Origin of the sequence: Streptomyces sp. NPDC058289, assembly GCF_042880975.1 — a bacterium.
Classification (GTDB): Bacteria; Actinomycetota; Actinomycetes; order Streptomycetales; family Streptomycetaceae; genus Streptomyces; species Streptomyces stoeckheimensis.
Window position 1 is genome coordinate 1 of record NZ_JBHVYI010000104.1, and the last position, 13,484, is coordinate 13,484.

The window sequence follows — 13,484 nt, forward strand, 5'->3', positions numbered from 1 at the left end:
GCTGTTGAGTTCTCAAGGAACGGACGCTTCCTTTGTACTCACCCTCTCGGGCTTTCCTCCGGGCTTTTCGTTCTGTTCTTGCGTTTCAGACTCTACCAGAGCCTGTCTTGCTCGTTTTCCGCCTTCCAGGTCATCCGCTTTCGCGTTTTCCCTTTCCGGCGAGTCCGACTCTATCAGTCCTTTTCCTTCGCTCTGACCACTCTCCGTTTTGCCGAATAGGCATGCGGAAAGAAGGAGAGATCAAGATCAGAAAAAGAGAGAGGAGGAGTCCCGTCCATCGGCCGTTCGCGAAATGTTCACGCGGGGCTTCCTGGCGGGAGTCACGACAGTACAGGTCGGCCAGGGCCCAAGCAAATCGATTCAGGCGTATGGTCTAGTCCACCGGTCTAGTCCACTAGTCTCCGTGCCGAAGGACCAGTCCAGTTCGGGACCAACATCGGGCGAACCCGAACATCTTGTGACTTATCCTTCTGGAGAGTACGCCGTTCGCGACAGGTAGTGACGGCGACACGACGAAGCCCCACCCCTGGGAGGCCCCCATGACCAGCGTGACGTCCCCACTTGCCGGGACCGCCATCGGACTCGCGGCAGTGCCCGATCCGGTGTTCTCCGGCGCGATGGTGGGACCGGGTACCGCCATTGATCCCGTGCGCGAGCCTTCGGCGGCTGTGTCCCCCGTAGACGGTGTAGTGGTCTCCCTGCACCCGCACGCGTACGTCGTCGTCGACGGCGAAGGCCACGGTGTGCTCACGCACCTGGGCATCGACACCGTTCAGCTCAACGGCGAGGGCTTCGAGCTGCTCGTCAACAAGGGCGACACCGTGACCCGCGGCCAGGAGGTCATTCGCTGGGACCCCTCGGCCGTCGAGGCTGCCGGCAAGTCCCCCATCTGCCCCGTCGTGGCGCTGGAAGCGACTGCCGACTCCCTCACTGATGTCGTCGAGGCCGGAGACATGAAGGCCGGAGACGTTCTCTTCGGCTGGCAGTGACGTATCCGCCTGCTCGGGCGAACTGGACATCCAACGCGGCGGGTGGACCCGCCGCTCAATCGGAGACGGGTGAAATGGAGACAACGCTGCGAGGCGTCGGCGTGAGCCACGGTGTGGCGATCGGCGAGGTCCGGCACATGGGCACGGCGGTTCTCGAACCGCCGGCGAAGCAGATCACCGCGGACGAGGCGGAGCGCGAGCAGGGGCGCGCCCGTCAGGCCGTGGAGGCTGTATCGGCCGACCTGATCGCCCGGGGCCAGCTGGCCGGTGGCGAGGCCCAGCACGTGCTCGAGGCCCAGGCGATGATCGCCACGGACCCCGAGCTCATGGCGGACGTCGACCGGCGCATCGCCGTCGGCAGCACCGCCGAGCGCGGTGTGTACGACGCGTTCGCCGCTTACCGTGACCTGCTCGCCGGTGCGGGTGAGTACATGGCCGGCCGCGTGGCCGACCTGGACGACGTGCGCAACCGCATCGTCGCGCGCCTGCTCGGCGTGCCGATGCCGGGTGTGCCCGACAGCGACGAGCCGTACGTGCTGATCGCGCGGGACCTGGCTCCCGCCGACACCGCTCTGCTCGACCCGGCGCTGGTCCTCGGTTTCGTGACCGAGGAAGGCGGCCCGACCAGCCACAGCGCGATCCTCGCGCGGGCGCTGGGCGTGCCGGCCATCGTGGCGCTGCCGGGTGCCGGTGAGATCGCCGAAGGTACGGTCATCGCCGTCGACGGCAGCACCGGCGACCTGTTCGTGGAGCCGAGCGCGGCGAAGCGGGCCGAGCTGGAGGCCTCGGCCGCCGAGCGCAAGGCGGCTCTCTCCGCGTCTTCCGGTCCGGGTGCCACCTCCGATGGTCACAAGGTGCCGCTGCTCGCCAACATCGGCGGTCCGGCGGACGTGCCGGCGGCCGTCGATGCCGGGGCAGAGGGTGTGGGCCTGTTCCGCACCGAGTTCCTCTTCCTGGACGACAGCAAGCACGCGCCGACCGAGCAGAAGCAGGTCGAGTCGTACCGCAAGGTCCTCGAAGCCTTCCCCGAGGGCCGTGTCGTCGTACGCGTTCTGGATGCCGGCGCCGACAAGCCGCTGGACTTCCTGACCCCGGCCGACGAGCCGAACCCGGCTCTGGGTGTCCGTGGTCTGCGTTCGCTGCTCGACCACCCGGACGTGCTGCGTACGCAGCTCACCGCGCTGGCCAAGGCCGCCGAAGGGCTGCCGGTCTACCTCGAGGTCATGGCCCCGATGGTGGCCGACCGCATCGACGCCAAGGCGTTCGCGGACGCGTGCCGCGAGGCCGGGCTGAAGGCGAAGTTCGGTGCGATGGTGGAGATCCCCTCCGCCGCGCTGCGGGCGCGCTCGATCCTCCAGGAGGTCGAGTTCCTCTCGCTGGGCACCAATGACCTGGCCCAGTACGCCTTCGCCGCCGACCGTCAGGTCGGTGCCGTATCGCGACTGCAGGACCCGTGGCAGCCCGCGCTGCTCGACCTGATCGCCATGTCGGCCGAGGCCGCCAAGGCCGAGGGCAAGAGCTGCGGCGTCTGTGGCGAGGCCGCCTCCGACCCGCTGCTGGCCTGTGTGCTGACGGGTCTGGGTGTCACCTCTCTTTCGATGGGTGCCGCTTCGATTCCCTACGTGCGGGCCACGCTGGCCAAGTACACCTTCGCGCAGTGCGAGCGTGCGGCTGCCGCCGCGCGTGCCTCGGACACCGCCGAGGAGGCCCGGGTGGCCGCCCAGGCAGTGCTGTCCGGCGAGTAAGCAGAGAAAGCGCCGCGCCGGTTGGCGTGGAGCGACGTTCGAGGGGCCTTCGCCGGTGGCGGGGGCCCCTCGGCCGTTGCCGGGTGGGCGGGGTGCGCCCGGCTCAGTGGTGCGGGCCCGGTTCGTCCACCTCGTAGCCGGGGCAGTATTCGACGCCGGGCTCGGGGCCCACGGGCTCTCCGGTGTCGGCGTCGGTGCAGTAGGCGTTGAAGACCGCCGCCGCCGAGAGGGGTACCAGGCGGCCACGGTCCAGGCGCCAGCCGTGGACGCGGTCCCGGTCTCCCTCGGTGGTGCTGCGCAGGACCAGTCCCCCGGGTCCGCCCAGGGCCAGGCCCGCGGCGAGGACGGTCACGAAGTCGAGGCCGTCGCGGCCGTCGACCCGGGGGCGGCCGCCGGGGCCGGTGTCGGCGTGCAGGACCGCCACCAGCTGTTCCTCCTGCGCCGGGACGCTGCACACCAGGTGGTGGTGGCCCGGACCGGCCCGGTCCACGAGGCGCCGGAGCGCCTCGGCGGCGCGCTCGAAGGAGGCGGTCCCGATGTCCTCCCCGCAGTCGGCGCAGCGGCCCACTTCGGCCAGCAGCGAGCTCGCGTACTCCCAGGTGGCCTGCCGGACGGCCGAGTCCACGAGGAGCGGGACCAGTTCGTCGATGGGCTGGCCGGCATAGGGGAGGCCGCCGGTGGCGCCGCCCAGTTCGGCGGTGAAGCGGGTGCGGGCCCCGGGGGTGTCCGGGTCCAGTCCGTGGTCCGCGCAGAAGTCCGCGTACTCCACCGGGTCGAAGAGGGCGACGGTGATGTGGATGCCCCGGGCCGCGAGGGAGCGGAGCAGCCGGTCCACGTGGTCCAGGTAGTCGCGGTGGTCGTCGAAGGCGAAGCTGCGGTACCCGCGCATGGCCGCGAAGTCCCCGGCGTCGGCCAGGAGGCCGACGGTGCTGGGGACTTCGCGGCGCAGGGTGCGGCGCCTGCCGGTGCGGGCGGGACGACCCGTGGTGGTGGCGGTCCCGGTGTGGTTCGAGCGTGGCATGGTTCCCCCTGAGTGACGCGATCGCTTGCTCACTCAGAGTAATCATCGCCACTGACAGTGGCCGCTCGTGTCAGCCGCGGGTGCGGGCGAGCTCCTCGTAGAAGTGCAGGAGGTCGAGGTTGTCCACCGAGCCGGGGTTGACCGCCTTGGACATCGGGGCGCCCTGGAGGAGGCGCTTGACCGGGACCTCGATGCGCTTGCCGGTGAGGGTGTGCGGGATGCCGGGGACCTCGATGATCTCGTCCGGGACGTGGCGCGGAGAGAGCTCCTCGCGGATCGTGGCCTTGATCCGGGAGCGGAGGCCGTCGTCGAGGACGGCGCCGGGCGCGAGGTGTACGAAGAGCGGCATCCAGTAACCGCCGTTCGGCTCTTCCAGGCCGATGACCAGCGATTCCTTGATCTCGGGAAGTCTCTCGACGGCCTCGTAGATGTCGGCGGAGCCCATCCGGACGCCCTGGCGGTTCAGGGTGGAGTCGGAGCGGCCGTGGATCACGACGGAGCCGTGGTCGGTGATCGTGATCCAGTCTCCGTGGCGCCAGGTGCCGGGGAACATCTCGAAGTAGCTGTCGCGGTAGCGGCTGCCGTCCGGGTCGTTCCAGAAGCGGATCGGCATGGACGGCATGGGGTTGGTGACGACGAGCTCGCCGACCTCGCCGATGACGGGCTTGCCGGAGGGGTCCCAGGCCTGGAGGTCCGTGCCCAGGCAGGCGGCCTGGAGCTCGCCGATGTGGACGGGGAGGGTGGGGACGGCGCCGGCGAAGCAGCTGCAGACGTCGGTGCCGCCGCTGACGGAGGCGATCCACAGGTCCTCGGCCACCTCGTCGTGGAGCCAGCGGAAGCCGTCGGGCGGCAGCGGGGATCCGGTGGTGGCCACGCACTTCACGGCGGAGAGGTCGAAGTCGCGGGAGGGATGGACCTCCGCCTTGCGACAGGCCATCACGTAGGCGGCGGAGGTCCCGTAGAGCGTGGCCTTGGTCCGCTCCGCGATGCGCCATTGGGCACCGGTGTCGGGGAATCCGGGGCTGCCGTCGTAGAGCACGACCGTCGTTCCGGTCAGCAGGCCGGAGACGAGGAAGTTCCACATCATCCAGCCGGTGGAGGTGTACCAGAAGAAGCGGTCCTCGGGGCCAAGGTCGCAGTGCAGGCCGAGCTGCTTGAGGTGTTCGAGGAGGATGCCGCCCTGCGACTGGACGATGGCCTTGGGCAGGCCGGTGGTGCCGGAGGAGTACAGGACCCAGAGCGGGTGGTCGAAGGGGACCGGCTCGAAGACCGGCTCCCTCTCTCCCGCGGTGAGGGCCGACCAGTCGAGGGCGCCCGCGGGGGCCGGCGTACCGAGGAGCGGGATGTGGACGACGGCGCGCAGCGAGGGGAGCTCGGCGCGCAGTTCGGCGACGGCGTCGCGGCGGTCGTGTTCCTTGCCGCCGTAGCGGTAGCCGTCGACGGTGAAGAGGACCACCGGCTCCACCTGCTGGAAGCGGTCCAGGACGCTGCGCGCGCCGAAATCGGGGGCGCAGGAGGTCCAGACGGCGCCGACGGCGGCGGTGGCGAGGAGGGCGGTGACGGCCTCGGGGATGTTGGGGAGGTAGCCGCTGACCCGGTCGCCGGGGCGCACGCCCAGGGCGCGCAGTTCGGCGGCGAGCGAGCCGACCTGGCGGCGGAGCTCGGCCCAGGTAACGGGGGTGGGCTCGTGGGTCTCGTCCACGTGGAGCAGGGCCGCGTCGGCGGCGCGGGCCGGGTCCTCGGCGGCGCGCAGGGCGTGCTCGGCGTAGTTGAGGGTGGCGCCCTCGAACCAGCGCGCGCCCGGCATGGACCGGTCCGCGAGGACGGCCTCGTACGGGGTGGTGAAGCGTACGTCGAACCACTCGGCGACGGCCTGCCAGAAGGTGTCCAGCTCGTCGACGGACCAGCTGTGCAGGGCCGGGTAGCCGCCGTCCGCGGGGGCGCCGTGGTGTTCGGCGGCCCAGGCCTGGAAGGCGGTGATCCGGGCCGCGGCGATCCGGTCGGGGCCCGGGGACCAGAGGGGCTCGGAGGAGGTGGCTGCTGCGGTCATGCGTCGGCTCCCGGTCACGTCTGCGGTTCGCGCTTCGTGGGCGTGTCGTGGTCTGGCGTGTGGTGTGACATGTGGTGTTCGTACGGTGCCATCGCGCGCGGGGTGTGCGCACGGGGGCTCACAGGGACGATGCCATGTGATCGACATCCGCACCAGAGCCGTCATCGGCGGTCGACGGTGATCCTTTTGCGGGTGAACGGCAGTTGAACGGCGCCTTCTGGGCCGGGTGGCGGTGGCAGGGTGGGCGCCATGGACGGTCGTGGGCTGGTGCGTGCGGTGAAGGACCTCGGCGGCGAGCGGGGGCGGCGCGCCTGGCGCTCGGCCTGGCGCAACCGGCGCGTGGACGCGGCGGGGCTCGCGCCCCGGGGTGCGGAGCGGGCGCGGGTGCCGGGTCTGCTGACCGGTACCGAGGCCCGGCCGGGCGGTGGGGTGCTCCGGTTCACCCGTTCGGAGCTGCTGATCCGGGTCACCCTGGGCGGGGCGGTGTTCTGGGGCTGGGACGGTGCCGCGCCGACGCCCTCGTACGCGGTGGTGGGCAGCGGGCCGGAGCCGGATCCGCGCGCCGAGCTGGAGCCGGACACCGACGGCGGGTGGCGGGTGGTGTCCGAGCGCGTGACGGTGGCGGTGTCCCGGCACGGGGCGGTGGAGGTGCGCACCCCTGGCGGGACGGTGCTGCGGCGGGATCTGCCACCGCGGTGGTGGGACCCGGTGGCGGAGCGCTCGGCCGGGTCCGGGGGTGGTGCGGCAGGGCCGGGGATCGGGGGCGGAGCGGACGGTGGGTCCGGTGCCGGCGGAGCCGGCGGTACGGGCCGGGTCGAGGGAGCGGACGGTTGCGTCGGCGACGGGGGTACGGGCCAAGTCGGGGGTACGGGCCGCGGCGACCGAGCGGGCGGGCGGGGCGGCGGCGCGCGGTGGCTGTTGCGCAGTGAGGTGGCGGCGGACGCGCGGGTGTTCGGGTTGGGTGGGCGGGCGGTGGGGCCGCGGTTGCGGGACGGGAGCTACCGGCTGTGGAACACCGATCCCGAGGGCGGGTTCGGGTCCGGGTCCGGCGAGGACCCCTTGTACATCACGATGCCGGTGCAGCTTGTGGTCGCGGACGCGGGCACGCACCTGGTGTTCCACGACAACTCCTGGGACGGGCGGGTGGTGTTGCGGGAGGGCGAGGAGGGCGCGGGTTCGGGGGCGGACCGGACCGGCTCCTGTGAACTGCGCATGGAGGGCGGCCCCTTGCGGTGCTGGGTACTGGTGGGACCACCCGGGCGCGTGTTGCAGGGCTGGTCCGGGCTGACGGGCGGGGCCGCCGTGCCTCCGGAGTGGGCGCTCGGGTACCAGCACGCACGGTGGGGGTTCGGCAGCGCGGCGGAGGTGCGCCGGATCGTGGCGGGGTACGCCGAGCACGGGCTGCCGCTGTCGGCCGTGCATCTGGACATCGATCACTACGACGGCCACCGGGTCTTCACCGTGGACCGCGAGCGGTTCCCCGACCTGCCGAAGCTCGCACGGGAGTTGGCGGACGGCGGCGTCCGGCTGGTCTCCATCGTCGACCCGGCGGTGAAGGCCGGCGACCCGGTGCACGCCGCGGGGCTCGCGGTCGGCGCACACGGGGCCTTCGTACGGGACGGGGCGGGCCGGGAGGTCCGGGGCGAGGTGTGGCCGGGCGAGTGCGCGTACCCGGACTTCACGGATCCGGCGGTGCGGCGGTGGTGGGGCGGGCTGTACGAGGAGCGGCTCGCGCAGGGCTTCGCCGGGGTCTGGCACGACATGAACGAGCCGGTCTCCTTCGCCCCGTTCGGGGAGCGGACGCTCCCCCGTTCGGCGCGGCACGCGCTGGACGGGGCCGGCGGGGACCACCGGGAGGCGCACAACGTGTACGCCCTCGCGATGGCGCGCGCCGGCTGGGAGGGACTCGTACGGCTGCGCCCGGCCGAGCGGCCGTTCCTCTTCTCCCGGTCGGGATGGGCGGGGATGCAGCGGTACGGGGGCACCTGGTCGGGTGACGTGGAGAGCAGCTGGGACGGGCTGCGGGCCTCGCTGGCACTGGTGCTGGGCCTCGGGCTGTGCGGGGTGCCGTACTCGGGGCCGGACATCGGCGGCTTCTGGGGTTCGCCCTCGCCGGAGTTGTACCTGCGGTGGCTGCAACTGGGGTCGTACCTGCCGCTGTTCCGTACCCATTCGGCGATCTTTGCCGGCCGTCGGGAGCCGTGGGAGTTCGGGGAGGAGACCACTCTGGCCGCGCGGGCCGTCCTGGCGGAACGGGAGCGGCTGCGCCCGTACTTCGTGACGCTGGCCCATCTGGCGCGGCGGACCGGGGCCCCGTACGTGCGGCCGCTGTGGTGGGGGGCGCCGGAGGACCGGGCGCTACGGGACTGCGAGGACGCCTTCCTGCTCGGTGACGCGCTGCTGGTGGCTCCGGTGCTGGAGTGCGGGTCGGACCGGCGGGCGGTGCGGTTGCCGCGCGGGCGCTGGTACGACACGGCGACGGGCCGGGCGTACGAGGGGCCGGGCCAGATCCTGCTGGACGCCCCGGCGGACCGGATCCCGGTACTGGCACGGGCGGGCGCGCTGCTGCCGGTGCGGGCGGCCGACGGGTCGGTGGCCCTGGAGGCGTGGGCTCCGGCGCGGGGCCGCACGGGCGGCGGGGTGGTGATCCGGGATCCCGGGCCGGGCTTCGAGCCGGGCGAGGTGGAACGGTACGTGGTGCGGTGGTCCGGGGACGCGGTGGTGGTGGAGGACGAGGCCGGGGAGCGGGTGGAGGGGGTGGTGCTGCGCGGGCTTTGAGCAGCCGCGGGCAGGCCGGGGGCAGCGGTGGCCGGGGGCAGGCCCGGGGGGCAGCGGTGGCCGGGGGCCCGGCCACTCTCTAAGCCGTACGCGTGTACCGGCCCGCGAACCACGCCCCGGCGGCCTTCGTGTGGAGGGGGAACGCCAGCTGCTCCGGGCCGCGCAGGACGTGCCAGCCGGTGGTTTCGTCCGTCGGGGCCGATGCCGGGAGGGAGGCGGCCGGGCGGACGGGCAGGAGTCCGAAGACGAGCAGGTGGCCGGCCGAGGAGCTGAGGGTGTCGGCGAGGGCGACCTCGGAGGCCGGGGCGTGGATGCCGGTCTCCTCGCGGAGTTCGCGGACGACCGACTCGCGCCAGTCTTCGCCGAAGTCCATGAACCCGCCGGGCAGGGCGATGCCTCCGAGGGCGGGCTCGATGGTGCGGGTGATGACCACCAGGCCGGTGCCGAGCTCGTCCTCGACGGGGAGCAGGGCGACGGCGACCGGGAGCGGATTGCGGTAGGCGACCGCGCCGCACGAGGGGCAGGTACGGGGCCAGTCGGCCGAATCGAACAGGGCTCCACAGGCGGAGCAGTGCGAGTCCTTCAGGTGCGCCGGCATGCGGCGATGGTATGCCAAGGGACATGCGGATGGCTGTCGTTGCGGGATGGGTGGGCGCACTGGGAGTGCTGGTTGCGCCGGCCGCGCCGGGGGTGCTGGGCACGCCAGGGGCGGCGGCTGCGCCGGGGGTGGTGGGCACGCCTGGAGCGCACGCACCCGGAACGGGGGCCGCGCCCCGAACGGCAGTCGCGCCCGAAGCGGTGGCTGCGGCAGGCGCGGTGGCTGCGGCAGGCCCGGCGGGCACGCCGAGGGCCGTGGCCGCGTCCGGGCCGGTGGGGCCGGACGGTGTGGCGGCCTCGCGCCCGGGCGCTCCCGTGGGGGCGGGTGCGGTGGCCGGTGGGTTCGTTGTGGTGGCCGAGGTGGATGCGAGCATCGGGCAGGAGATGCGGTACGCCACGACGCGGAACTTCACCGGGGCGGTCGTGGACGGCTACGACGAACCCGTCTGTCTGCTCGCCCGGCCCGCCGCCGAGGCGTTGCGGCGGGCTCAGCGGGAGGTGCTGCGGCGGGGGTACTCGCTGCTGGTGTACGACTGCTACCGGCCGCAGCGGGCCGTCGACCGGTTCGTGCGGTGGGCCCGGGACGGGGCGGATCAGCGGACCAAGGCGGAGTTCTATCCGGAGGTGGCCAAGGAACGGCTGATCCCGGAGGGGTACATCGCCGAGCGGTCCGGGCACAGCCGTGGCAGCACCGTCGACGTGACTTTGACGGAGGTGGGACGGGCACCCCTGGACATGGGGACGCCGTTCGACTTCTTCGATCCGCTCGCGCACACCGACAGCCCGCGGGTGACGGGTCCGGCCCGTGAGCACCGGGACCTCCTCAGGCGGGTGCTCGGCCGGCAGGGGTTCGTGAACCTGCCCCAGGAGTGGTGGCATTTCACGTACGCACCGGAGGCGTTCCCGGACGCGTACTTCGATTTTCCCGTCTCTGTCGCCTCCGTGCACCGCTGAGTACCGTGCCCGCATGACATTCAGTTCGTACGAGGAGTTCTGGCCCTACTACGTCGCCATGCACTCCCGCGCCGCCACCCGCTGGATCCACCTCACCGGCACCCTGTCCGGCCTCGCCCTCACCGTCTACGGGCTGGCCCGCGGCCGGAAGCGGTACCTCGCCGCGCTCCCGGTGATCGGGTACGGGACGGCGTGGCCGGCGCACTTCCTGATCGAGCGGAACAACCCGGCCACCTTCGGCAATCCGGGGTGGTCGCTGCGCGGGGACGCGCAGATGATCCGGATGATGCTGGCCGGGCGGGACGCGGAGCTCGGCGAGATCGCGCGGAAGTGGCTCGCCGAGAACCCGTGCGAGGAGTGCGTTCCCGGGGGTGCGCTCCCGCTCGTTCCCTGACAGACTTCTGACGCTTCGTCAGATTTCGGTTTCGGGAGGGGTCTTGGAACGCACACGCACGCCCGTGGTCAGCGGGTGGTTCACCGGGGACGACCCAGTCGGCACAGACGGTGGGTTCCGTCTGCTCGGCACCCGGTGCTCCGCCTGCGCCGCCGTGTTCTTCCCGCGCGAGGACGCGTACTGCCGCAATCCGCACTGCCCGGGCGGCGGTGAGCTCGCCGAGACCCCGCTGTCCCCGCGCGGCCGGGTCTGGTCCTACACGGACGGGCGGTACCGGCCGCCCGCGCCGTACGTGTCCGACCCGGAGGCGCCCTGGACCCCGTACACCCTGGTCGCCGTGGAGCTGGAGGCCGAGGGGATGGTCGTGCTCGGGCAGGCGGTGCCCGGGGTGGGCGTCGGTGATCTGGCGGTCGGGATGGAGGTCGAGGTGGTCGGCGGCGTGCTGAACGAGGATGCCGACGGCACCGCCTGGACCACCTGGCAGTTCCGGCCCGTCGGGGTGGTGGCCGGATGAGCCCCGTCGCCGACATCGCCGTTCTCGGGGCCGGCATGCACCCGTGGGGCAAGTGGGGCCGCAGCTTCGTCGAGTACGGGCGGGCCGCCGCGCGGGCCGCGCTCGCCGACGCCGGGCTGGACTGGACCGACGTGCAGTCCATCGTGGGGGCCGACACCGTGCGGTCGGGCTACCCCGGCTACGTGGCCGGAGCCACCTTCGCGCAGGCACTGGGCTGGCAGGGTGCACGCGTGACCAGCGTGTACGCGGCCTGCGCGTCCGGCGCCCAGGCCATCGGCGCGGCCCGGGCGCAGATCCTGGCCGGGCTCGCCGACGTGGTGCTGGTGGTCGGGGCGGACGCCGCCCCGAAGGGCTTCTTCGCGCCGGCGGGCGGGGACCGGCCGGACGACCCGGACTGGCTGCGCTTCCGGGTCCTGGGAGCCACGAACCCGGCGTACTTCGCGCTGTACGCCCGGCGCCGGATGGCCCTGTACGGGGACACGGGTGAGGACTTCGCGCAGGTCAAGGTGAAGAACGCGGCGGCGGGGCTGCTGAACCCGAACGCCCGCTACCGCAAGGCCGTGACGGCCGAGGAGGTGGCCGCCTCGGCGATCGTCGCCGATCCCCTGCGGCTGCTCGACATCTGCGCCACCTCCGACGGGGGCGCGGCGCTGGTGCTGAGCAGCATGGACTTCGCACGCTCGCGGGGGGTCGCGGACCCGGTGCGGATCCGGGCCGTGTCCACGGTGACGCCCACGTATCCCCGTACCGTCCTGGACCTGCCGGACATCGCCACCGACTCGGTGACGGCCGGGGTGGCGGGGTCCGGCTCCTTCCGGGCCTCGATCGCGCGGGCCGCGTACGAGGAGGCGGGGCTCGGGCCGGACGACCTCTCGCTCGCCGAGGTCTACGACTTGTCCACCGCGCTGGAGTTGGAGTGGTACGAGGACATCGGCCTGTGCGGCGAGGGCGAGGGGGCCAAGCTCGTGCGGGAGGGCGCGACCGCGCTGGGCGGGCGGATCCCGGTCAACACCAGTGGTGGATTGGCGTCGTTCGGGGAGGCGGTGCCGGCGCAGGCCATCGCCCAGGTGTGCGAGCTGACCTGGCAGCTCCGGGGTACGGCCGGGGAGCGGCAGGTGCCGGGGGCGAGGGCCGGAATCACCGCGAACCAGGGCCTGTTCGGGCACGGATCGGCGGTCATCGCCGTGCGCTAGCCACTGGTTGGCCGCTGAACTGCGGCTGCTGTCCTCATGCTTGACGGCCCCCAGTGGCGGGTTCACACTCTCTCCACGGTCCCGCGCCGCGACCGGTATCCCTGATCCCCCCATGAGCTGCGGCCCGTACCCCAGTCGGCGGGGGTACGGGCCGCCTCCATGTCGCGGCCCGGTCCGAGGAAGACGCCCTAGGGCGTCGTCAGGCTCTGGCGGCGGGCCCTGGCCAGGGTCATCGCGTGCTCCACGACCCCCACCAGGACGTCCTTCACCGACTCCCGGTCCCGTGCGTCGCACAGCAGCACCGGTACCTCGGGAACGAGGTCCAGGGCTTCCCGTACGGCCACCACGGGGTACTGCTCGGCTCCGTCGAAGCAGTTCACGGCGACCACGAAGGGGATCTCGCGTCGTTCGAAGTAGTCGATGGCGGCGAAGCAGTCGGAGAGCCGCCGGGTGTCCGCGAGGACGACGGCGCCGAGCGAGCCCTGGGCCAGCTCGTCCCACAGGAACCAGAAGCGGTCCTGTCCGGGGGTGCCGAACAGGTACAGCACCAGGTCCTCGCGCAGGGTGATGCGCCCGAAGTCCATGGCCACCGTCGTGGTGCTCTTGCCCTCCACTCCCCCGGTGTCGTCGATGGTGCGGCCCGGCTCGGAGAGGCGTTCCTCCGTCCGGAGCGGTCTGATCTCGCTCACCGCACTGACCAGGGTGGTCTTGCCCACCCCGAAACCGCCCGCGACCAGGATTTTCAGGGTCAGCGGCTCGACCGGCGTCACGGCATGCATGGCGCCGGTGCGGCTAGAGCGCCCGAAGGCCATCGATCACCTCACGCAGAATGGATTCGTCGGGCAGTTCGGCCGGGGGGACCGGCCGGGTCACGTGGACCAGTTCGTCGTCGACGAGATCGCCGATCAGGACGCGTACGACCCCGACCGCGAGGTCGAGTTCGGCCGCGAGCTCCGCGACGGACTGCGGGCGGAGCAGGCAGAGCCCGAGGATGTCGGCGTGTTCCGGGGACAGCGTCGTGTCCCAGACCGGGTCGTCGGCCGCGGACTCGGCGACCACCAGAGCGATCAGGTCGAGGCGGTGCTGTCCGGCGTGGCTGGTCCGGCCGCGGGTCATCGCGTACGGACGCACCACCGGACCCGCGTCGTCGTCGAACCACTGCTCGGCAGCGGCGTCGGAAGCCGCGTCGTCGGCGGTGCCGGGCGTGTGGGCGGGGTGGTCCTGGCCTGGATCGCTCATGCCGTCCGAC

General features: G+C 72.6%; 12 protein-coding genes. 7 read left to right on the forward strand and 5 right to left on the reverse strand.

Annotated elements, in window-relative coordinates; translation table 11 throughout:
* Nucleotides 1-539 precede the first annotated feature (539 nt).
* Both ACFVX6_RS34980 and ptsP read left to right on the forward strand, forming a co-directional pair.
* Nucleotides 540-989 carry a PTS glucose transporter subunit IIA gene (locus ACFVX6_RS34980; protein WP_389698418.1) on the forward strand — a complete coding sequence of 150 codons (450 nt, stop codon included), beginning with the start codon at nucleotides 540-542 and terminating at the stop codon, nucleotides 987-989.
* Nucleotides 990-1,063: 74 nt separating this feature from the next.
* The gene (ptsP, locus tag ACFVX6_RS34985) at nucleotides 1,064-2,734 is read left to right on the forward strand and encodes a phosphoenolpyruvate--protein phosphotransferase (protein ID WP_389698420.1); all 1,671 of its coding nucleotides are present in this window, start codon (nucleotides 1,064-1,066) and stop codon (nucleotides 2,732-2,734) included.
* Between the two features lie 103 nt (nucleotides 2,735-2,837).
* On the opposite strand, the gene ACFVX6_RS34990 is transcribed toward ptsP, so the two are convergent.
* The gene (locus ACFVX6_RS34990; protein ID WP_389698422.1) at nucleotides 2,838-3,755 is read right to left on the reverse strand and encodes a hypothetical protein; all 918 of its coding nucleotides are present in this window, start codon (nucleotides 3,753-3,755) and stop codon (nucleotides 2,838-2,840) included.
* Nucleotides 3,756-3,825: 70 nt separating this feature from the next.
* Nucleotides 3,826-5,805: an acetoacetate--CoA ligase gene (locus tag ACFVX6_RS34995; protein WP_389698424.1), complete on the reverse strand. Its 1,980-nt coding sequence runs from the start codon at nucleotides 5,803-5,805 to the stop codon at nucleotides 3,826-3,828.
* A 249-nt stretch (nucleotides 5,806-6,054) separates the two neighbouring features.
* Here ACFVX6_RS34995 and ACFVX6_RS35000 point away from each other — a divergent pair, with 249 nt between their 5' ends.
* Nucleotides 6,055-8,583, forward strand: coding sequence for a glycoside hydrolase family 31 protein (locus tag ACFVX6_RS35000; RefSeq protein WP_389698426.1), 2,529 nt, complete (start codon nucleotides 6,055-6,057; stop codon nucleotides 8,581-8,583).
* 79 nt (nucleotides 8,584-8,662) lie between these two features.
* On the opposite strand, the gene ACFVX6_RS35005 is transcribed toward ACFVX6_RS35000, so the two are convergent.
* Entirely contained in the window at nucleotides 8,663-9,181 is a 519-nt protein-coding gene (locus tag ACFVX6_RS35005) for an NUDIX domain-containing protein (RefSeq protein WP_389698428.1), read from the reverse strand.
* A 200-nt stretch (nucleotides 9,182-9,381) separates the two neighbouring features.
* Here ACFVX6_RS35005 and ACFVX6_RS35010 point away from each other — a divergent pair, with 200 nt between their 5' ends.
* The 4 genes from ACFVX6_RS35010 (at nucleotide 9,382) to ACFVX6_RS35025 (ending at nucleotide 12,235) form a co-directional block, all read left to right on the forward strand.
* Nucleotides 9,382-10,134, forward strand: a complete 753-nt coding sequence (locus ACFVX6_RS35010; protein ID WP_389698430.1) for a M15 family metallopeptidase — start codon at nucleotides 9,382-9,384, stop codon at nucleotides 10,132-10,134.
* Nucleotides 10,135-10,147: 13 nt separating this feature from the next.
* Nucleotides 10,148-10,528 carry an Mpo1-like protein gene (locus tag ACFVX6_RS35015; protein ID WP_389698432.1) on the forward strand — a complete coding sequence of 127 codons (381 nt, stop codon included), beginning with the start codon at nucleotides 10,148-10,150 and terminating at the stop codon, nucleotides 10,526-10,528.
* A gap of 64 nt (nucleotides 10,529-10,592) precedes the next feature.
* Complete coding sequence (locus ACFVX6_RS35020; RefSeq protein WP_389698453.1) at nucleotides 10,593-11,042, forward strand: Zn-ribbon domain-containing OB-fold protein; 450 nt, start codon at nucleotides 10,593-10,595, stop codon at nucleotides 11,040-11,042.
* Entirely contained in the window at nucleotides 11,039-12,235 is a 1,197-nt protein-coding gene (locus tag ACFVX6_RS35025) for a lipid-transfer protein (protein ID WP_389698434.1), read from the forward strand. The genes ACFVX6_RS35020 and ACFVX6_RS35025 overlap by 4 nt, the downstream gene beginning before the upstream one ends.
* A gap of 188 nt (nucleotides 12,236-12,423) precedes the next feature.
* On the opposite strand, the gene ACFVX6_RS35030 is transcribed toward ACFVX6_RS35025, so the two are convergent.
* Complete coding sequence (locus ACFVX6_RS35030; protein ID WP_389698436.1) at nucleotides 12,424-13,047, reverse strand: ATP/GTP-binding protein; 624 nt, start codon at nucleotides 13,045-13,047, stop codon at nucleotides 12,424-12,426.
* On the reverse strand, nucleotides 13,028-13,474 hold the full coding sequence (locus tag ACFVX6_RS35035) for a DUF742 domain-containing protein (protein ID WP_389698438.1): 447 nt from the start codon (nucleotides 13,472-13,474) through the stop codon (nucleotides 13,028-13,030). The genes ACFVX6_RS35030 and ACFVX6_RS35035 overlap by 20 nt, the downstream gene beginning before the upstream one ends.
* Nucleotides 13,475-13,484: the final 10 nt, after the last annotated feature.